Source organism: uncultured Pseudokineococcus sp., from assembly GCF_947495735.1.
Lineage (GTDB): Bacteria > Actinomycetota > Actinomycetes > Actinomycetales > Quadrisphaeraceae > Pseudokineococcus.
Map to the genome: position 1 here is coordinate 25581 of NZ_CANMAA010000013.1, position 18442 is coordinate 44022.

General features: G+C 76.0%; 17 protein-coding genes. 12 read left to right on the top strand and 5 right to left on the bottom strand.

Annotation, left to right across the window (positions count from 1 at the left end; all coding sequences use genetic code 11):
- Nucleotides 1–27 precede the first annotated feature (27 nt).
- On the top strand, nt 28–468 hold the full coding sequence (locus Q0848_RS15100) for a helix-turn-helix domain-containing protein (protein WP_366146631.1): 441 nt from the start codon (nt 28–30) through the stop codon (nt 466–468).
- Between the two features lie 38 nt (nt 469–506).
- On the opposite strand, the gene Q0848_RS15105 is transcribed toward Q0848_RS15100, so the two are convergent.
- A complete protein-coding gene (locus tag Q0848_RS15105) occupies nt 507–863 on the bottom strand; it encodes a MerR family DNA-binding transcriptional regulator (RefSeq protein WP_299038993.1) in 357 nt (118 codons plus the stop codon).
- Between the two features lie 73 nt (nt 864–936).
- Here Q0848_RS15105 and Q0848_RS15110 point away from each other — a divergent pair, with 73 nt between their 5' ends.
- From Q0848_RS15110 to Q0848_RS15130, 5 genes are all read left to right on the top strand, one after another.
- The gene (locus Q0848_RS15110; RefSeq protein ID WP_299038995.1) at nt 937–1446 is read left to right on the top strand and encodes a VOC family protein; all 510 of its coding nucleotides are present in this window, start codon (nt 937–939) and stop codon (nt 1444–1446) included.
- A 350-nt stretch (nt 1447–1796) separates the two neighbouring features.
- Nucleotides 1797–3011, top strand: a complete 1215-nt coding sequence (locus Q0848_RS15115; protein WP_299038997.1) for a Gfo/Idh/MocA family protein — start codon at nt 1797–1799, stop codon at nt 3009–3011.
- Nucleotides 3012–3293: 282 nt separating this feature from the next.
- Nucleotides 3294–3797 carry a hypothetical protein gene (locus Q0848_RS15120; protein WP_299038999.1) on the top strand — a complete coding sequence of 168 codons (504 nt, stop codon included), beginning with the start codon at nt 3294–3296 and terminating at the stop codon, nt 3795–3797.
- A 43-nt stretch (nt 3798–3840) separates the two neighbouring features.
- Complete coding sequence (locus Q0848_RS15125) at nt 3841–4671, top strand: AraC family transcriptional regulator (protein ID WP_299039001.1); 831 nt, start codon at nt 3841–3843, stop codon at nt 4669–4671.
- The gene (locus tag Q0848_RS15130; RefSeq protein ID WP_299039002.1) at nt 4647–5105 is read left to right on the top strand and encodes a hypothetical protein; all 459 of its coding nucleotides are present in this window, start codon (nt 4647–4649) and stop codon (nt 5103–5105) included. The genes Q0848_RS15125 and Q0848_RS15130 overlap by 25 nt, the downstream gene beginning before the upstream one ends.
- Nucleotides 5106–5432: 327 nt before the next feature.
- On the opposite strand, the gene Q0848_RS15135 is transcribed toward Q0848_RS15130, so the two are convergent.
- Complete coding sequence (locus Q0848_RS15135) at nt 5433–7628, bottom strand: bifunctional diguanylate cyclase/phosphodiesterase (protein ID WP_299039004.1); 2196 nt, start codon at nt 7626–7628, stop codon at nt 5433–5435.
- Between the two features lie 127 nt (nt 7629–7755).
- Between Q0848_RS15135 and Q0848_RS15140 the strand changes: the two genes are divergently transcribed.
- Nucleotides 7756–9135: an aminotransferase class V-fold PLP-dependent enzyme gene (locus tag Q0848_RS15140; RefSeq protein WP_299039006.1), complete on the top strand. Its 1380-nt coding sequence runs from the start codon at nt 7756–7758 to the stop codon at nt 9133–9135.
- A gap of 88 nt (nt 9136–9223) precedes the next feature.
- On the opposite strand, the gene Q0848_RS15145 is transcribed toward Q0848_RS15140, so the two are convergent.
- On the bottom strand, nt 9224–10864 hold the full coding sequence (locus tag Q0848_RS15145) for a phosphodiester glycosidase family protein (protein WP_299039008.1): 1641 nt from the start codon (nt 10862–10864) through the stop codon (nt 9224–9226).
- A 408-nt stretch (nt 10865–11272) separates the two neighbouring features.
- Here Q0848_RS15145 and dapA point away from each other — a divergent pair, with 408 nt between their 5' ends.
- From dapA to Q0848_RS15170, 5 genes are all read left to right on the top strand, one after another.
- Nucleotides 11273–12172: a 4-hydroxy-tetrahydrodipicolinate synthase gene (dapA, locus tag Q0848_RS15150; protein ID WP_299039010.1), complete on the top strand. Its 900-nt coding sequence runs from the start codon at nt 11273–11275 to the stop codon at nt 12170–12172.
- Between the two features lie 247 nt (nt 12173–12419).
- A complete protein-coding gene (locus tag Q0848_RS15155) occupies nt 12420–13781 on the top strand; it encodes a vanadium-dependent haloperoxidase (RefSeq protein ID WP_299039012.1) in 1362 nt (453 codons plus the stop codon).
- 38 nt (nt 13782–13819) lie between these two features.
- Nucleotides 13820–14530 carry a hypothetical protein gene (locus Q0848_RS15160; RefSeq protein WP_299039014.1) on the top strand — a complete coding sequence of 237 codons (711 nt, stop codon included), beginning with the start codon at nt 13820–13822 and terminating at the stop codon, nt 14528–14530.
- A gap of 265 nt (nt 14531–14795) precedes the next feature.
- A complete protein-coding gene (locus tag Q0848_RS15165; RefSeq protein WP_299039017.1) occupies nt 14796–15557 on the top strand; it encodes a hypothetical protein in 762 nt (253 codons plus the stop codon).
- A 153-nt stretch (nt 15558–15710) separates the two neighbouring features.
- Nucleotides 15711–16259, top strand: coding sequence for a hypothetical protein (locus tag Q0848_RS15170; RefSeq protein ID WP_299039019.1), 549 nt, complete (start codon nt 15711–15713; stop codon nt 16257–16259).
- Between the two features lie 315 nt (nt 16260–16574).
- On the opposite strand, the gene Q0848_RS15175 is transcribed toward Q0848_RS15170, so the two are convergent.
- Nucleotides 16575–17171: a serine O-acetyltransferase gene (locus tag Q0848_RS15175; RefSeq protein WP_299039021.1), complete on the bottom strand. Its 597-nt coding sequence runs from the start codon at nt 17169–17171 to the stop codon at nt 16575–16577.
- A gap of 135 nt (nt 17172–17306) precedes the next feature.
- The gene (locus Q0848_RS15180; RefSeq protein ID WP_299039022.1) at nt 17307–17540 is read right to left on the bottom strand and encodes an STAS domain-containing protein; all 234 of its coding nucleotides are present in this window, start codon (nt 17538–17540) and stop codon (nt 17307–17309) included.
- Nucleotides 17541–18442 lie beyond the last annotated feature (902 nt).

Below are 18442 nucleotides of genomic sequence, written 5' to 3' on the forward strand. Positions count from 1 at the left end.
GCTTCCGTGTCAGCAGGGCACACCGCGGTGACCGACCAGGTCAGCGACCCGGGCGCCACCGAGGCCGTCGAGGACGAGCTCGTCGCGCTGGAGCCCTGCGGCCTCCCGGAGCACCCCGACTGCGGCATCCGCGACGTCCTGGACCGCTTGGGTGACACGTGGTCGGTGCTGGCGGTGGTCGAGCTGTCCAGCGGCACCCGCCGCTCCAGCGAGCTCAAGCGCGCCCTGCACGGCGTCTCGCAGCGGATGCTCACGCTGACCCTGCGCCGCCTCGAGCGCGACGGTCTGGTGCTGCGGACGGTCTACCCGACCGTGCCCGCGACGGTGACCTACGAGCTCACGGACCGGGGGCGCAGCCTGACCCCGCTGGTGCAGCAGCTGGCCGACTGGTCCCTGCGCCACCGCGCCGCCATCGCCGAGTCCCGCCGGGAGTACGACCGGGCCACCACGGCCAGCGACCGCGCCTGAGACCGGCTCGCGCGGGCACTCGCGGACGACTCGTCGCGTCACAGCTCGTCTCGGTCGCGCAGCGAGTCGATGACCTCCTCGAGCACGCCACGCGCCCGTCGGATCTCCTTCTCGGTCGCCTCGAGGCGGCGGCGCTGCTCGACCAGGTCGGCCAGCAGCGCCGGGGTGCGCTCTGCCGGCGGGGCCTGCAGGCACGGCAGCAGCTGGGCGATCTTGGAGCTGCACAGGCCGGCGGCGAAGAGCTCCTGCACCCGGATGACCGTGTCCACGGAGCCTGCGTCGTAGCGCCGGTGGCCCGCAGGGGTGCGCACGCTGGCGATCAGGCCCTGCTGCTCGTAGTACCGCAGCGACCTGGGGCTGACCCCGGTGCTCGCGGCCAGCTCACCGATCCTCACACCCACCCCTCCCCTCGCTGATCTGGTGCTGATGCTGGCACCTGCCACTGGTGTCAGCTCCTACCGTCCCGCCATGACGAACCAGGACCCGACCACCGACGCGACGACCAGCAGCACCACGACCAGCCCCGCCACCGGCGGGGTGCGGCAGCTGCGGCTGGTCGTCGAGGCCGTCGACTACGACGAGGCCGTCGCGTTCTACCGCGACGTCCTCGGCCTGCCCGAGCAGGCGGCCTTCCAGGGCGAGGGCGGTGCCCGCGTCGCCATCCTCGACGCCGGGCGGGCGACCCTGGAGATCGCCGACCCGGCGCAGAAGCGCATGATCGACGACGTCGAGGTCGGCCGGCAGGTCGCGCCCGCCCTCCGCGTGGCCTTCGAGGTCGACGACGCCGCCGCGACCACGAGCACCTTGGTCGAGGCCGGTGCCGAGGAGATCGCCCCGCCGACCGAGACGCCGTGGCGGTCGGTCAACGCCCGCCTCAAGGCGCCCGCCGGGCTGCAGATCACGGTCTTCCAGGAGCTGGAGCCGCTCGAGAACCGTAGCGCGCGAACCGAGCTCGGAACCGACGGCAACCGCAGCTGACTGCAGTCGATCGCGTCCGCCTCGGGCGTGGAGCCCGAGCAGGCCCTGATGGTCGGCGGCCGCTCCCGCCCCGACGGCGTCGCCGGCTGCCGCCTGCACCACGTCACCGCGCTGTGCAGCGTCTCCGGACGGACGTCACCGCTAGATCCGGGGAGGCCGGTGCCGGCGACCACGACGACCTGGGACTGTCGCGGGACGGGTCGGCGTCTCGCCCTCTCGTCGGAGACGCCACGTGCTGCCCGTGCCACCCTGCCGACCCGTGACGGTCCGGATCCTTCCTGACTACGGTGGAACGGCGACGGACGCGACGCCGCGTCCGGTCCACATCTCCCCCCTGCTGGAGGACCGACATGCCGATCTCCATCGCCCTCGTGGGCGCCGGGCAGTTCGCCAGGCACTTCGGCACGCTCTTCAAGATCCACCCCGACGTCGACCGCGTGGTGGTCACCGACGTCGTCCGCGAGCGGGCCGAGGAGGTCGACGCACGGCTCGGGGGCGACGGGGTGCTGGACGACTTCGAGGCCGTCCTCGCCTCGGACGTCGACGCGGTGGCGATCTTCACGCAGCGGTGGACGCACGGTCCGCTCGTCCTGGCGGCCCTGCGAGCGGGCAAGCACGTGTACAGCGCGGTGCCGATGGCCGTGTCCGAGGAGGAGATCGCCGCCATCGTCGAGGCCGTCCGCGAGACCGGCCTCGTCTACATGATGGGCGAGACGAGCTACTACAACCCGGCGACCGTCTTCGCGCGCCAGCAGCTCGCCGGCGGGAAGCTCGGCCGGGTCTTCTACTCCGAGGGCGACTACGTCCACGACATGGACCTGGGCTTCTACGAGGCCTACCAGTACAGCGGCGGGGCGGACTGGAAGAGGACCGCGAGCTACCCGCCGATGCTCTACCCGACGCACGCCCTGGGGGGCGTGCTGGGCGCGCTGCCCGCGCACGTGGTCAGCGTCAGCTGCCTCGGGGTCCGGGACGACCGCGGCGACGGGGTCTTCGACCGCGAGGTCAGCATGTTCGACAACGACTTCTCCAACGCCACAGCGCTGTTCGAGCTGTCCGACGGCGGCGCGCTGCGCACGAACGAGATGCGGCGCGTCGGGTACCCCTCGCCGCTGCGGGAGTCCCGGTTCCGCTTCTTCGGCACCGAGGGCAGCTTCGAGCAGCTGGCCACGGTCTCCGTGTGGCAGGACAAGCACGACGTCCACGACGTCTCCGCCCAGCTGGAGACTCGCGCGACGATGTCCGAGGACGACCCCGCCCTGGCGCACGTCGCCCCGTCGCTGCGCGCCGCCTTCGTCTCGGGGCACGCTCCCGTGCACGACGTCGCCCGCCTGCCGACCGAGTACCACGGTGCGCCGAACGGGCACGAGGGCAGCCACCACTTCCTCGCCGACGACTTCGTCTCCGCCGTGCGCGACGGCACCCTCCCGACCGTGAACGCCTGGGTGGCAGCGCGCTTCACGCTCCCCGGCATCGTCGCGCACCAGTCGGCCAACCAGGGCGGCGCGCGCCTGCCCGTCCGCGACCTCGGCGACCCGCCGGCCGGCCTCGCGGAGCGGGGCTGAGAGCGACCCGCGCGCCGAGGACCGTGGTGGTCGCACGACGCCCCTGGTGGGTGATCCCCGACCCGTCACGCGGACAGGGGCTCAGGGCACGATCCCTGCAGCGGCGCTGCACCGGTCCGACGTCCGCGGCGACGTGACCCGCGGCGCCCCCGTGACCGCCCCCGGTGCGCCCGACGCCGGCAGGGTCCCGGCCCACGTCCTGGCCGCCTTCGGCCTGTCCGGTCGCCAGGAGCGGCTGCCCGGGGGCGGGGGCGGGCCGTCCGGGTCGGCGACGCCGTCCTGGTGCCGGCGACCGACGTCGCCGCGAGCGCGTGGGCCGTCGAGGTCGCCGAGCGCCTCGGCGCCCGCGACGTCCGGTCGCCGCGCTCGCTGCGCGGCCACGACGGGCGCTGGGTCGTCGACGGGTGGAGCGCCGCGCAGCACGTCGAGGGGGCCGACAGCCCCGCCGGCCGGTGGCGCGAGCTCCTGGCCGCGGGCCGCTCCCTGCACCGCGCGCTGGCGCCCGAGCCCGCCCCGGCGTGGCTGGCGGGGCGTCGGGACCCGTGGGCGGTCGCCGACCGCGCCGCCCGGGGCGAGGAGGCGCCGACGCCGGGCCCGGTGACGGCGCCGCAGGTCGAGCGCCTGCTCGCAGCGCGCCGGCCGCTGCCCGAGTCGCTGGCGGACCAGCTCGTCCACGGGGACCTGCTCCTCGCGATGGACGTGCTGACCCGGGACCAGCCCGCCGCTGCGGTCGCCGAGCTCCCCGCGCACGAGGCAGCCGTCCGCCTCGTGCTCGACGCGGACTGACGGCGGCCGCAGGGCAGGTCTCCCGGCCTGCAGGGTCCCGGGCGTGGGAGGACCCGTGGTGTGGCCCGTGCGCCCGGATCTGCACGGGCTGGTCGACCTCGGCTTCAGCGTGCGGACGCGTCGAGGCAGCGGCCCGGTGCTGCCGGACGCGCGAGCCGCGGTCGTCCGGCTCGGTGACGGGACCGTCCGCGTCTGCGGACCGCGGACGCGGCCGTGGGCCCCGCGTCGTGCCGGCGTCGACATCGTCGGCCTCGCGCTGGCCCTGGGGGCGGTCCCCGCGGTGCTGGGGGTGCCGGCGCACGTCCTGACCGATCGTCGGGTGCACCTGCACGACCTCTGGGGCTCAGCCGCGACGGAGCTCGTCGAGCGCACGGCCGGCGCACCCGACGAGGGCGCACGAGCGGCGCTGCTGCAGCAGGCCGTCCTGGCGCGCGGCGCGGACGCCTCCGGCGTCGACCCGTCGGTCCGGCACCTCGTGCGGCGTCTGGGCGGGACCGACGCCGGGGTCAGGGCGATCGCGGGCGAGGTCGGGCTGTCGGAGCGGCAGCTGCGACGCCGCTGCGAGGTGGCCGTCGGCGTCCCACCCTCCGTCCTCAGACGGCTGCTGAGGCTGCACCGCTTCCTGGACAGCGCCAGGACGGCCTCTGCGCAGACGAGTCTCACCGACCTGGCCAGTGGCGCCGGGTACGCCGACCAGGCGCACCTGAGCCGGGAGACCCGAGCGCTCACCGGACGGAGCCCGTCGCAGTGCCTGGCCCGCTCCGCGGGACGTCCGATCCGTTCACGACCCCGCCCGCAGGGGCTCCCTAGCGTCCCTGGCTCAGCCGTCGGAGGAGCCGGGGAGTGGACGTGGACGCACCTGACCAGACCATGAGCGGACTCGGGGAGGCGATCGAGATGGTCGGGCGCGGAGAGCGCCTGGCAGCTCGCGAGCTCCTCCTCGAGCTGTGGGAGGGGGTCGGGCCCACCGGCGACCCGTTGCACCGGTGCGCGCTGGCCCACCACCTGGCCGACGTCCAGGACGACCTCGTCGAGGAGCTCGCCTGGGACGAGCGAGCCCTGCTGGCGGCGGACTCGATCACCGCAGAGCGAGCCGCGGAGGCCGGCGTCGCGGGCTCGGTCGCCGGCCTCTACCCCTCCCTGCACCTCAACCTCGGCGACGACCACCGCCGGCTCGGCGACCTGGACGCCGCCCGCCGCCACCTCGCCCTCGGCCAGGACGCAGCGGGCGCGCTGGGCGAGGACGGCTACAGCGCCATGATCAGGCGCGGGCTCGAGCGCCTCGCCGCCCGCCTCACGGACGAGTGAGGGGGCCGCCGCACAGGAGGACGGCCGCCGGCTGTCGACCGGGCGCGGCGGGGACGAGAGCTGACCGGAGGCGCGGCGTGAGTGCTCGTGGGGTGGCGCGGCGGTGCGGTGAGGTGCGGTGCGGTGCGGTGCGGTGCGGGACCGTCCTGCTGGTCCTGGCGCGGGCCCTCGTGGTCCTGGTCGGCCGGCGTCGTCCCCCGGCACGTCGTGGGCTTCGCTGCGCGCGCGCAGGTCCGGCAGGGCCCCGACGGCGTCCAGGTGCTGGCGACCGGACCCGTCACGCGCTCGGGCCTCGCGGGCCTCTGCCGGCCAGCGGCAGTCGCCGGGTCAGCTGCCGTACCGGCGGACCGCCGTCGGCGGGACCGCCGACCCCGCCGCTGCAGCCGCCAGCTCCCGCTGCGGGGACGGGGGAAGGGGCAGTCGGGGCTGCCCGACGGCGTGCAGCGCCTCGAGGAAGGGCATGGGCCGGGCGAAGTGGAACCCCTGGCCGAACGGGCAGCCGAGGCGGGCCAGCGCCGCGGCCTGCTCGGCGGTCTCGACGCCCTCGGCCACCACCTGCAGGCCGAGGGTGCCGCCGAGGTCGACGATGCCGCGCACGAGCGCCTCGTCCCGGACGTCGCCGGGGACCTCGTCGAGGAAGGACCTGTCCATCTTGAGGATGTCGATGGGGAAGCGGCGCAGGTAGCTCAGGGAGGAGTAGCCGGTCCCGAAGTCGTCCAGCGCCAGCGTGACTCCGAGCTCGCGCAGGCCCTCGATCCGCCGCGTCGTGACCGAGCTGTCCTGCAGCAGCAGCGTCTCGGTCAGCTCGACCGTGAGCAGCCGGGGATCCAGGTGCGCGGCGCGGACGGCCCGGGCGACCTCCTCGACGAGCGCCTGGTCGCGGAACTGGCGCGCGCTGAGGTTGACGCTGACCCTCACGCCGGCGCCGCGCGACCCGCTGCGCTGCCAGTCGCCGGCGTGCTGGCACGCCTGGTGCAGCACCCAGCGCCCGATGGGCAGGATGAGGTCGCTCTCCTCCGCGAGCGGGACGAACTCCCCCGGCGGCAGCAGGCCCAGGGTCGGGTGCTCCCACCGCAGCAGCGCCTCGAAGCCCGTGATGCGGCCGGTCACGAGGTCCACGACGGGCTGGTAGTGCAGCACGAACTGGTCCCCGTCCAGGGCCTGCTGCAGGTCGGCGCGCAGCTGCTGCCGGGCCATCTCGGCCCGGTGGTGGCTGGGCCGGTGGACCTCCACGCGACCCTTGCCGGCCCGCTTGGCCGCGTACATGGCGCCGTCGGCCGCCCGGACGAGGTCCGTCGCCCCGCCGAGCGAGTCGCTGGTGGCGACGCCGATGCTCACGCCCGGCCGGATCTGGCGACCGGCGACGAGCGCCGGCTGCGCCAGGTCGGCGAGCAGCTGCTCGGCGAACTCCGACGCCCGGGTCGCGGTGCCCGGCGCGACCAGGAGGACGGCGAACTCGTCGCCCCCGAGCCGGGCCGCGGTGTCCTCCGGGGCGACGCCCGCGGACAGGCGCTCGGCGACCGTCGCCAGCAGCGCGTCGCCCGCCTGGTGACCGGCCGCGTCGTTGACGATCTTGAGGTTGTCGAGGTCGATGTACAGGACGGCCACCGTGGCACCGGACACCTGGCTCCCGGCGTCCGCCTGGGCGACGCGCTCCATGAACAGCGCCCGGTTCGGCAGGCCGGTGAGGGAGTCGTGGAAGGCCTGGTGCCGCAGCCGCTCCTCCAGGACCAGCCGGTCGCTGATGTCGCGGGTGGTCAGGACGACGCCGCTGACCGCCGGGTCGTCGAGCAGGTTGCTCGCCGCGGTCTCCACGGAGCGCCACGAGCCGTCGCTGTGCCGCATCCGCACCCTCACGGGCGCCGGCGGAGGTGCGCTCCGGTCGCGGACCGTCGCCAGGTACAGGTCGAAGCCGGCGGCGTCGTCGGGGTGCACCAGGTCGCGGACGGGCCGGCCGATCAGCGTCGCCGGCGGCAGTCCCAGCACCCACCCGACGGAGGGGGTCTGGTAGCGGACCTCGCCCGCGCGGTCGACGACGGTGATGATGTCGGAGGAGTTGTGGACGAGCGAGCGCGAGTGCTCGCCGGCGGCCAGCGCGTCCAGCAGGCTGTTGAAGGCCCGGGCGGTCTCGCCGAGCTCGTCGTCGGAGTCGACCGCGATCCTGCTCGCCCTCGCCTCGAGCTGGCCCCACTCGCCGGTCAGGCTCGCCGTCGCGATGGTGTCGGCGACCGACCGCAGCCGAGCGCTGAGGACGCCCAGGCGCCTGCCGACGACGACCCGCGACAGGCCGTGGTTCAGCGCACCGACCAAGAACCCCGCGAGCAGGCACGCGACCACGAAGACCGGCCTCGACGCCTCCTCGGGCCGCACGCCGAGCAGGACCGCGAACGGCGGGAACACCGCTCCCACGACCAGCCCGAGCCCGACCATGTAGATCGCCAGGTCCCAGAACACCCGTCGGGTCAGTCGCCGCGGGCCCGGTCCCCGGCGGTCGGACCAGCCGGCGGCTGCGGGCGAAGGCATGTCCTCCCCCTCGGCGCCCGGGCACGCGGACTTGAGCCCCCGACGAGGTCCGGTGCGCGGGCGCCGTCGTCGGCACGCGCACGGGTGAGAGCGGTCAAGCAGGGGCCGGCACCTGCCGACGCTGGTCGTGACCCGCCAGACCGCTTCCGACGGACGGAGCTCCATGCACCTCGACGTCATCGGCGACCGCACGCTCGTGCCGGTGCACGGCGGCCGGACGCGGCCGTACGTCAACCTCGACTGCGCGGCGAGCACGCCGCCCTCCGTGCGCGTCGCCGCCGCGGTCGAGGAGTTCCTCCCCTGGTACTCGAGCATCCACCGGGGCGCCGGGGCCAAGTCGCGGTACTCCAGCGAGCGCTACGAGCAGGCCCGCGACACGATGCTGCGCTTCGTGGGCGCCGACCCCGCGACGCACGCCGTCCTCTTCCCCCGGAACACGACCGAGGCGATGAACCTCCTCGCGTTCCGCCTCGACCTCGACCGCGACGACGTCGTGGTGACCACCGTCGCCGAGCACCACTCCAACCTGCTCCCCTGGCGCCGCCACGCGCAGGTGCGCTACGTCGACGTGGCCGACGACGGCACCTTCACCGTCGAGCAGGTCGTCGCCGTGCTGGACCAGCAGCCCGCCCCGCGGGTCCTCGCGATCACCGGCGCGTCGAACGTCACGGGCTGGCTGCCGCCGATCGCCGCCATCGCGTCCGCGGCCCGCGCGCGCGGCGTCCTCGTCGTGGTCGACGCCGCCCAGCTGGCGCCGCACCGGCCGATCAGCATGACCGAGATGGGCATCGACGTGCTGGCGCTGTCCGGGCACAAGATGCACGCCCCCTACGGGGCCGGCGCGCTCGTCGGCCCGCAGGCGGTGTTCCGGACCGGCGAGCCGATGCTCGTCGGCGGCGGCGCCGTCACCTCCGTCGGCCTGGACGAGGTGCTGTGGGCCGCGGGCCCGGACCGCGACGAGGCCGGCTCGCCGAACGTCATCGGCGTCGTCGCCCTGGACGCCGCCGTCCGCGAGCTGTCGCAGCGCGGCTGGGCCGGCACCCTGCGGCACGAGCGCCAGCTCCTGGACGAGCTCGACCGGCAGCTCGCCGGCGTCCCCGGCCTGGTCCGCTACGGCCCCCTCGGCGGTGCCGACCGGCTGCCCGTGGCGGCCTTCAACCTCGAGGGGGTCCCGCACGCCCTCGTGGCCAGCCGGCTGTCCCACGAGTTCGGCATCGGGGTCCGCAGCGGCTGCTTCTGCGCCCACCCCTACCTCGAGCGGCTGCTCGGCCTCGACGAGGAGCAGACGCAGCAGTACCGGGACCAGGTGCGCCAGGGGCAGCACCGGCTCCTGCCCGGTGCCGTCCGCGCGAGCACCGGCCCCGGGACGCCGCTGGAGCACCTCGCCGAGCTGGGCCACGCCCTGCGCCACATCGCCGCCACCCCGGAGCGCGCCAGGGGGTACGACCTCACCGACAGCGGCGAGTACCTGCCCGCGGACGACACGCACGCGCTCCTCAGCGCCTGAGGAGTCGGGACGGCCGGGACCGGGGAGCCCTCGCCACCGCTGCCCCGTCGCACGGCGCTGCGGGAGGAGCCGGGTCCCGTCGCCCCCGTCACCGCACGTAGACGACGTCTCCGACGGGGCGCTCGCCGGTCGCGTCCGAGACGCTGGTGACGAGGTCGCCGCCGACCACCATGGCGGTCGAGCCGCCGCCGTCGAGGTTGACGGCCTCCCGCATGCCGAGGGCCTCGGCGACGGCGGCGGCCTCGCCGACGGACAGGCCCATCTCGCCCAGCTGGCGCCCCGCCACGGTGACGAGCAGCGTCCGCCCGGCGCTGTCGACACCCGCGAACGTGCGCGGGTTGCGCTGCAGCGCCCAGCCGTAGGCGAAGGAGGGGTTGCCGGGGTGCGTCATGCCGTCGCGCGCCTGCGTCACGTGCTGGCGGCCGCCCCGGACCAGCTCGGGCCCCCCGTTGACCACCGAGGTGCCCTCCCGGGCCAGGGAGCGACCGCCGGCCACCATCGCGGTGCGCACGCGCAGCCGGTCCCCGGGCCGGGCGCCCGCGAGCTCCTCGACGCGGTCGCCGATCGCCTGCACCGAGCGGTGCCCCGGTGCGAGAGCGACCCCCCGGGCCTCGTGCACGGCCACGACGGAGCCAGCGGCGTCGACGACGACCTCACGCCCCGGGCCGGACGGCGTCCGGGCGCCGAAGGCGTCCGTGAAGGCGACGAGCTCGTCGTCGTCGGTGCACGTCACGTCGTGGCGCGGCTCGTCGGTCGGCCGGTCCCCGGTCCCGCCGCAGTTGCGCACGAGCCCCGGGACCCTGTTCACCCCGTCGAGCACGAGGTGCTCCCCCCGGGCGCCCGGACGCTGCGGGCGGGCCGACAGCGCGACGGTCCCCCGCCACGAGGGCCGGACGACCCCCGCACCGCCGTCCTCGTCCAGCACCAGGACCGGGCGGTCCCCCACCGGCTCGGACAGCACCACCCCGTCGTGGACGCCGCCACCGGCCGGGTCCCCCGGCGCTCCTGCCGCCGGGTCGAGCACGAAGAAGCCGCCGTTGACCGCTGCGGCCGCGCCGAGGGAGGCGCTGAGGCCGCTCACCGTCTCCCGCCGCTCGAGGTCCGGGCCGTAGGAGGCGCCCAGCTCGCCCGCGAAGGTCGCCGGGTCGATCGCCAGGACGTCGAGCACCCAGCGGCCGGACGCGTCGCTGCCGCCGTCCCAGCCGCTGTACCAGTCCCGGCCGCTGAAGCCCGCGGCCCTCAGCCGCGCCACGGCCTCCCGGGCGGACGCCTGGTCCTCGAAGGGCTCGGCGAGCCGCACGCGCTGCCCCAGCACCGACGCCGGCAGGTCCGCCGTGGCCGGCTGCCGCACCGGCTGCGCCCGCGCGGCGAAGCCCGCGGCGCCGAGGCGGTCGACGAGCTGCTGCGCGGCGGCGGCGTCCTGCACGCTGCGCGCGGGCGCGTCCGGGTCGGGGCTCGTGCTCAGCGCCGGGACGGCCAGCTCCACCACCCAGGGGACGTCCGGGTCGACGGCGCCGCGCACGACGCGCGTGCGCGTCAGCCCCGGCGCGAGCTGCTGGACCTCCACCTCCTGCGGCAGCTCCGCCGGGCCCAGCGGCAGGTCGGGCACGGTCAGGCCCGGGCTCGCGGCGGGCGCGGCGGGCTGGGCGGCGACGGGGGCACCGCCCGCGACGAGCGCCGTCACGGTGGCGGCGACGAGGAGCAGCGGGGCGGGGCGGCGACGGGTCACCCCGTCACCCTGCCGCGTCGAGATGGCGGACGGAAGGCGTCGAGACCACCACCGGGTGGACGACCGGAGGGGCTGCTCGACGAGCGGGAGGTCGGGCCGCGGGACCGGGCGCACCGCCGGGCCCGCCACCTGGCGCTGGGGCTGCTGCTCGCGCTCCTCGCGCTGGCCGTCGCCGACCGCGTCGTCGACGGGGTCCGGGGCACGGGCCTCGTCGAGGGCGGCGGCTGGGTCCGCCTCGTCTGCGCGGCCTCCTCCACGGCCACGGCCCTGCCCGCCGCGGTCCCGACCCGGCATTGGCGGGCGCCGGTGGACGACCACGACGACTGACCGGGGGCACGAGCCCTGCCCCGTGCGCGGCCGAGCAGCCGGCGCCCCGGCGACGAGCGCTCTCCCAGTACCGTCGCCGGCGTGCCCGCCGCCGAGACCGCGCGCCCCTTCGGAGCCCTGCTGACCGCGATGGTCACGCCGATGACGACCGACGGCGACGTCGACCTCGAGGCCGCCGCCGCGCTGGCCGTGCACCTCGTCGAGCACGGGCACGACGGCCTGGTCGTCAACGGCACGACGGGCGAGTCGACCACCACCTCCGACGCCGAGAAGGCCCACCTCGTCCGGGTGGTCGTCGACGCGGTCGAGGGCCGTGCGGCCGTGCTCGCCGGCGCCGGATCACCCGACACGCGACACGCCGTCGCCCTGGCCGAGCAGGCCGCCGACGCCGGCGCCACCGGCCTGCTGGCGGTGACGCCGTACTACTCCCGCCCTTCCCAGGACGGCGTCGTCGCCCACCTGGCCGCGACCGCCGACGCCACCGACCTGCCGGTGATGCTCTACGACGTCCCACCCCGCACCGGTCTGCGGCTGAGCGCGGACTCCTACGCCCGCTTGGCGGAGCACCCCCAGGTCGTCGCGGTCAAGGACGCCACCGGTGACGTCGCCGCCGCCACCCGCCTGATCCCCGACACGGGGCTGGCCTGGTACTCCGGCGACGAGGCCCTGCTGCTGCCCTTCCTCGCCGTCGGCGCCGTCGGGCTGGTCAGCACGGCCGGCCACCTCGTCGGCGACGAGCTCGCCGAGGTCATCGCCCTGGTCGACGCCGGCGACCTGCCCGCCGCCCGGGAGGCCTTCGCCCGGCTGCTGCCCGTCGTCGACGTCGTCTGCGGCTCGGGGAACGGCGCGCTGCGCTCGAAGCTGGCCCTGGCGCTGCTCGGGCGCATCCCCTCCCCGACCATGCGCCTCCCCCAGGCGCCGGCCGGCGAGGACGAGGTCGCCCAGGTCCGCTCGGCGCTGGTCGCCGCAGGACTCACCTGACCGGTGGCCGCCGGGCTGGGCCGGGACGGCGCAGGGTGAAGAGGGTGCGCACGTCCCGTACCGCCGTCTGCGCACGTCGACGTGGCGGTGCTCGCACCGGAGGCAGCGGTGCATACCGGTCGGGTAACGATCGATCGATCACCTGAGCGAGGGATCGGCCGGACCCAGTCAGATGTGCTGCCGCGCGGTTCGCCGGCGACGGGCTGACCCGGGGGGGGGCGTTGTGGCCGTGCTCGACGAGGACCTGATGAGTCGTCGGTCTCTGCTGCGGACCGGCATGGGGCTGGGCCTGGCGGCCGGCTCGGCGGCGGTGAGCGCTGCCGTCGCGGCACCGGCGGCGGCGGCCGGGAGCGGCACGGCCGCGACCGCGTCGGCGGAGGTGGCCCACACGTGGATGGCGGCCGCCTACCAGGCCGTGCTGCACGAGAACCTCACCCCGCCGACGGCGGCCCGCGCGTACGCCCACCTGGCCGTGGCCATGTACGAGGCCGCGGTGGTCGGCATGCCCCGCCACCGCAGCCTCGGCGGGCAGCTGAGCGGCCTGCCCGCGCCGGGGGGCCACCCCCGGCACCGGGGCGGCACGGACTGGGCCGTCGCCGTGTCCGCCGCTGCGCAGCAGTGCCTGTCGGACGTCCTGCCGCTCCGCTCCCCGTTGACGGCCGCTGTGCTCTCGACCACGCACGACGAGGTCGTCCGGGGCCGCCGGGCCGCGGGGGTGCCGTCGTCGCGGGTGGGCGCCTCGCTGGCCCACGGTCGTGGCGTCGCGACCCGGCTGCGGTCGTGGCAGCGCTCCGACGGCCACGCCGAGGCCTCGGCCCGGCCGTACGTGCCGCCGACCGGGCAGCCGTGGCTGTGGGAGTCCACCCCGCCCAACTACCGCCCGGCCATCGAGCCGTTCTGCCACGAGGTCCGGCCGATGGTCCTGCGCAGCACCGACGAGGTCGCCGCGGCGCCGCACGTGCCGTTCTCGGACCAGCCCGGATCGCCGTTCCACGCCCAGGCGATGGCCGTGCTGGAGCAGAGCCGGGCCAACGGGGACGAGGAGAGGGCCATCTCCCGCTCCTGGACCGACAACCCGGGCTCCTGGACCCCGCCGCTCGGGAGCCCCACCGGCCTCCCGTCGGGTCACTGGATGCTCATCGCCTCCCAGACCGCGCGGAGCCGGGGACTGCGGCTGGACCGCACCCTCGAGGCGTTCGTGCGGCTCGGGGTCGCCCTGCACGACGCGTTCCTGGCCTGCTGGACCGAGAAGTACCGCAGCAACCTGCTGCGGCCCATCACCTACCTCCAGCGCTACGTGGACCCCACCTGGACCTCCTTCGTCAACACGCCGCAGTTCCCGGAGCACACGTCGGGCCACTCGGTGTCCTCGGCCGCGGCGGCGGTGGTGCTCACCGACCTGATGGGCTCCTTCGCCTTCGTCGACGACTCGCACGCCGCGCGCGGCCACCCCGCCCGCTCCTTCACCTCCTTCGACGACGCGGCCCTGGAGGCCGCCGGTTCCCGGTTGTTCGGCGGCATCCACTACCCGTGGGCCATCGAGGCGGGCCTGGACCAGGGCCGCCGGATCGGAGACCTCGTCGTGCACCGGCTCCGCACCCGCCGCTGACCGCTCCCCCCACGCCCAGCCCACCCCAGGAGACCGCCATGTCCCCCGCCCCCCGCCGCCTCGCGACCGCAGCCACCGCCACCGCCACCGCGGTGTGCCTCGCCCTCACCGCCGCTCCGGCCGCGCACGCCGCCGAGGTCGAGCCGCCCGTCAACGAGCGCCACGCCTCGTCCGGGCAGTCGGTGAGCATGGACTGGATGGAGGTCGGCCGCCTGCCCGGCGGCGTGCTGGGCAACTACCACCAGGGCTGGCTGACGGTCGAGACCCCCGCCGACGGCAGCGGCACCTACGTCTACGGCTACGTCACCGACTACGAGTGCCCGCCCGGTGTGACGCCCGACGACGGGCACGGCTGGCACGGGGAGGAGGGCGAGGAGGAGCCCGAGGGTCCGTTCTGCGAGGACGTCGCCTACCGGTCCATCGACGACGGCGACCTCACGGTCGTCGCCGACAAGCGCCACCGCAACGCCCGCATCACCGGCACCCTCGCCGTCACCGACCACGGCACCCCGCTCGGCAACCCGGTGGTCGACATCCGCGTCAAGGGCGGCCGCGACACCTTCCTGGAGCGCTCGACCTCCCGCTACAGGCAGGACGGCGTCACGTACACGTCCAGCTACAGCACGACCGGACGGACGGGGACCGTCACCGGCCGCATCGGGCAGATGGTCTTCGACGACGCCGAGGGCGAGTACTCCTCCGCGCGCCTGAGCTCCTGGACCGAGGTCTCGCGCGTCCGCGTGCGCTGACCCGCTCAGCGCGGTCGCGGCCCGGGCCGCCGCCCGCGGCGAGAGGGGCTCTCGCCGCACGACGACGGGCACGGACCAAACCCTCCGGCCGTCGACGCCGAACACCAGGCGGCAGGCCCGGGCATCCGGGTGACGGAGCACCACGACCACGGCGGTGAGCAGCACTCGACCACGAGAGGTGGTCGGCTCAGCACCGGGTCGCGCTCCGGCCTCGCACCACGGACCGCGACGACGCGGGCTCATCCGACGACCGATGGAGACACGCATGACCACGTTCAAGCGCACCCTGGCCCTGGCCGCCGCCCTCACCGTCACCGCGATGCCGCTGGCGGCACCGGCGATGGCCTCGACGTCGGGCACGACGGACCTGTCCGCCTCGCTGACCCAGCTCAACGACTCCGGCGTGACCGCCGACGTCACCGGCAGCGTGGACGGCAACGAGGTGACCATCGAGATCACCCCCAACGGGCTCCTGGCCGACGCCCCGCACGCCCAGCACATCCACATCGGCGGCACCAACAGCTGCCCCTCCCCCGACCAGGAGGGCTCCGGCGCGGACGGCGCCCTGCAGGTCACCGACGCCGCCGGCTCCTACGGCGCCATCGCGGTCTCCCTCACCACCGAGGGCGACAGCAGCGCCGACTCCGGCCTGGCCGTCGACCGCTTCCCGGTCGGCGACGCCTCCTACTCGCGCACCCTCGAGGTCTCCGACGAGGTCGCCGCCCAGATCGCCGCCGGCGACGGCGTCGTCGTGATCCACGGCGTGGACCTGGACGGCAGCGGCGCCTACGACGGCGACGTCATGTCCGACCTCGACCCCTCCCTGCCCGAGGAGGCCACCAACCCGGCCGCCTGCGGCACCCTCGACGTCGCCTCCATGGCCATGCCCGGCGGCGGCGTGGACACCGGCGTCGGCGGCACCGCCGGCGACTCGAGCCTGACCTACGTCGTCGGCGGTGCGGCGCTGGCCGCCGCCGGCGCCGCGGGCGTCGTCCTGCTCCGTCGCCGCACGGCCCAGGACAGCTGACACCCGTGAGCGCGGCGCCTCGGCGCCGCGCTCACGCCCCCGGGGCCGCGGCACCCGCCGTGGCCCCGGGGGCACCCCGGGCCGCCCCGCCTCGACCGCCCACCCGTCCCGGCGGCCCGACCTGACAGCATGGGCGCGAGGGAAGGACGAGCGATGACCCCCACGGCCCGCACCGCGACCGTCGGCCCCGTGGCCCGTGCGCTCCAGTGCACCGCCGCCGCCACCGCCGTCGCCCTGAGCAGCGCCCTGGTCCTCGGCGTGCAGGCCGGTCGCGCGGACGAGGCGCCCGCCACCGCGAGCGCCGCTCTCGTCCAGGCCTCGAGCAGCCACCACGGAGCGCCCCCCGCCGCGGTCACCGGCGACGGACCGCAGACCGCGTCCCCGGCCGACGGCCCCCCGGCGCCCGGCGCCGAGGCCCACGACCACGGCGACCTCGAGGTCACGGTCATGCTCGGCGCCGACGGCACCACGGAGGTCCTGGGACCCGTGCGCTCCGGCGCCTTCATCTCCTTCGTCAACCACACCCCCACCGACCAGGTGCTCTCCACCTCCGACGGCGCCCTGGTCGTCGAGGTCCCACTCCGCCGCCTCGTGACCGTGCAGGTCCCCGACGCCGCGGACACCTACGAGCTGGTCTCGAGCACCGACCCGACGGTCAGCGCCGACCTGGTCGTCACCAGCTCCGACGCCCTGCCGCGCTGAGCGACCGAGCACCCCACCGCGGTCCGGACGTCGGCGGCGGGCGGGGTCACCGCGCTGCTCCTCCGCCCCCAGCTCTCGACGGGCCCGTCGCGGTCGACGCCCGTGGAGGAGGACGTGCACGCAGCGGGCCGGGAACCAGTCACCGGCCAGCACCGGGCTGTCCCGCCGGCCGTGGCCTCCGCTGACGAAGGACCCGACGGGCGCCCCGGCCGCAGCCGTCAGCAGGACGGGTGGTCCCGGCAGCGGCGAGGACGAGCCGAGGTGCGGGGCGCCCGCCGCCTGCGCAGCGGCAGCTCCCCTGGACGGGGCGACAGCTCAGGTGGTCGGCGCCGGCCGCTGCCGGACCTCGTTGGGCGACGCGCGCACCGTCGCCCCGGCCGGCACGTCGGTGAGGACCGTGACGTTGGGGGCGATGCGCGCCCCGGCACCGATGCGCACGGCGCCGGCCACCACCGCGCCCGTCCCGAGCGAGACACCCGCCCCGAGCTGGGGCGCCTGGTCGGCGTAGGTCTCGGGGTCGTCGCTGCGGGCGCCGAGCGTCACGTTGTGCCGCAGGACGCAGTCGTCGCCGATGACCGCGAAGCGGTGGATCACGACGCCGGTGTGGTGGGCGATGCGGACCCGGCGTCCGAGCTGCACGGTCGCGGGGATCTCGATGCCGTAGACGTTGCGCAGGAAGACGTAGGCGAGTCGGTGGAGGACGCGTGCTGCCCGCTGCGAGCTCCTCGGCATCCGCGGGAGAGCGGCGCCGAAGCGGTGCACGAGCACGGCGTGCAGTCCCGGGGACGTGAGCTCACCGCGGTGGGCGCGGACGTCCTCGCGCAGGACCTCGCGCCACCCGGGGCGCGCGTCCGCCGCCTCGGCCTCCTCGTCAGCGGGCCGTGACCCTGCGCTGCCGTCCTCCGGTGCCATGAACCCCCCTCAGGAGCATCGATCGCTCTCGGTGACGCCAACCCTACTGTCGCCCGACAGTAGAGTCGCGGCAGGAGCGGCGACGGCGACGACGTGCACCCGTTCGAGTCCCTCGGGGCGGGCGAGCGCGGCGGGTCAGCGCGAGTCGTGCAGGTCGACCAGCTCCAGCACCCCGAGCAGCGCCAGGTCCTCGCGGACGTGGGCGGAGGCCCCGACCAGGCGCAGACGGCCCTCGACCCCGTCCCGGGCGTGCTGCACGCACCGCACGACCAGCGTGAGCGCCGCGCGGTCGAAGGAGGTGACCGCCGACAGGTCCACCACCCGGACCTGCGCCAGCTGCTCGTCGCCGACGGCGGATCCCCGCACCACACCGACGTCGATGCCCCCCGAGCACACCAGTCGCGCTCCCGTGCAGCCGCACCCTCCCCGGCGCACTCCCTCCGGGCACGGGTGACGGCTCGGCCACCGGGACGGCGAGGCCGCCCGCCGGGGTCCGCACCGACGCCTCGAAGAGGCTCTGCTCGAGCACGGCGCAGTCGTGCTCGCTCAGCTCGCGCCGCCCGGCGAGGGCGTCGACGAGCTGCCCGAGCCCCAGGTCGCCGCCGACCTGCAGCTGCTCGACCCACAGCTGCAGGGTCGTCATCTCGCTGGCCGTCACGGCCGAGCGCAGCAGGGACGCGCGCGAGGGGGCCGGCGCCCGGTCCGGGGCAGCCGCTCGATCACGACCGGGTGCTGGACCGGGTGCCGGCGACCCGGTGCTGCCGGGGACCTCACGGGGGTCGTCGTCGACGGGGAGGGGACGGGAAGCCACGGGAGCGTCTCCAGGGACGGCACCGGCGGCAGGCGCCTCGTGGTCTGGACCCGCTCCGCCGGCTCACGAGCACGCTAGGCCGTTCGCCCGTCGACGTCCTGTCGCAGCGGTCCGGCGCAGCCCGCCCCCGCGGCCCTCTGCGACCTCACGAGCGAGGGCTCAGCGCTCGACGCGGCCTGCGACCCCGGATCGGTCACCATCGTCGCGAGGTGCGACATAAGGTTGCCCCAGCGACCCGGTGGCGCACGTGTCGAGGCTCGCCCTCGACCGCTGCCCGGCCGCCGATGTCGAGCCGACGGCAGCGAGGACGCGCGGCGCACCCGTCCCAGGCGGCCGCGCCGCCCCGGGGAGGGCTGGCCAGCATCGAGGACGCACACCGCCGTCGACCGCCATCGCGCCGGACGACGCTCGCTGACCGCCCTGCACGACCCCCGCAGCCGCCTCCGGACCTCCGGGCCTG

Coding starts and splice junctions, on each gene's coding strand:
- Q0848_RS15110 (WP_299038995.1), top strand. CDS start 937: ATGACGAACCAGGACCCGACCACCGACGCGACGACCAGCAGCACCACG.
- Q0848_RS15115 (WP_299038997.1), top strand. CDS start 1,797: ATGCCGATCTCCATCGCCCTCGTGGGCGCCGGGCAGTTCGCCAGGCAC.
- Q0848_RS15135 (WP_299039004.1), bottom strand. CDS start 7,628: ATGCCTTCGCCCGCAGCCGCCGGCTGGTCCGACCGCCGGGGACCGGGC.
- Q0848_RS15155 (WP_299039012.1), top strand. CDS start 12,420: ATGAGTCGTCGGTCTCTGCTGCGGACCGGCATGGGGCTGGGCCTGGCG.
- Q0848_RS15160 (WP_299039014.1), top strand. CDS start 13,820: ATGTCCCCCGCCCCCCGCCGCCTCGCGACCGCAGCCACCGCCACCGCC.
- Q0848_RS15165 (WP_299039017.1), top strand. CDS start 14,796: ATGACCACGTTCAAGCGCACCCTGGCCCTGGCCGCCGCCCTCACCGTC.
- Q0848_RS15170 (WP_299039019.1), top strand. CDS start 15,711: ATGACCCCCACGGCCCGCACCGCGACCGTCGGCCCCGTGGCCCGTGCG.
- Q0848_RS15175 (WP_299039021.1), bottom strand. CDS start 17,171: ATGGCACCGGAGGACGGCAGCGCAGGGTCACGGCCCGCTGACGAGGAG.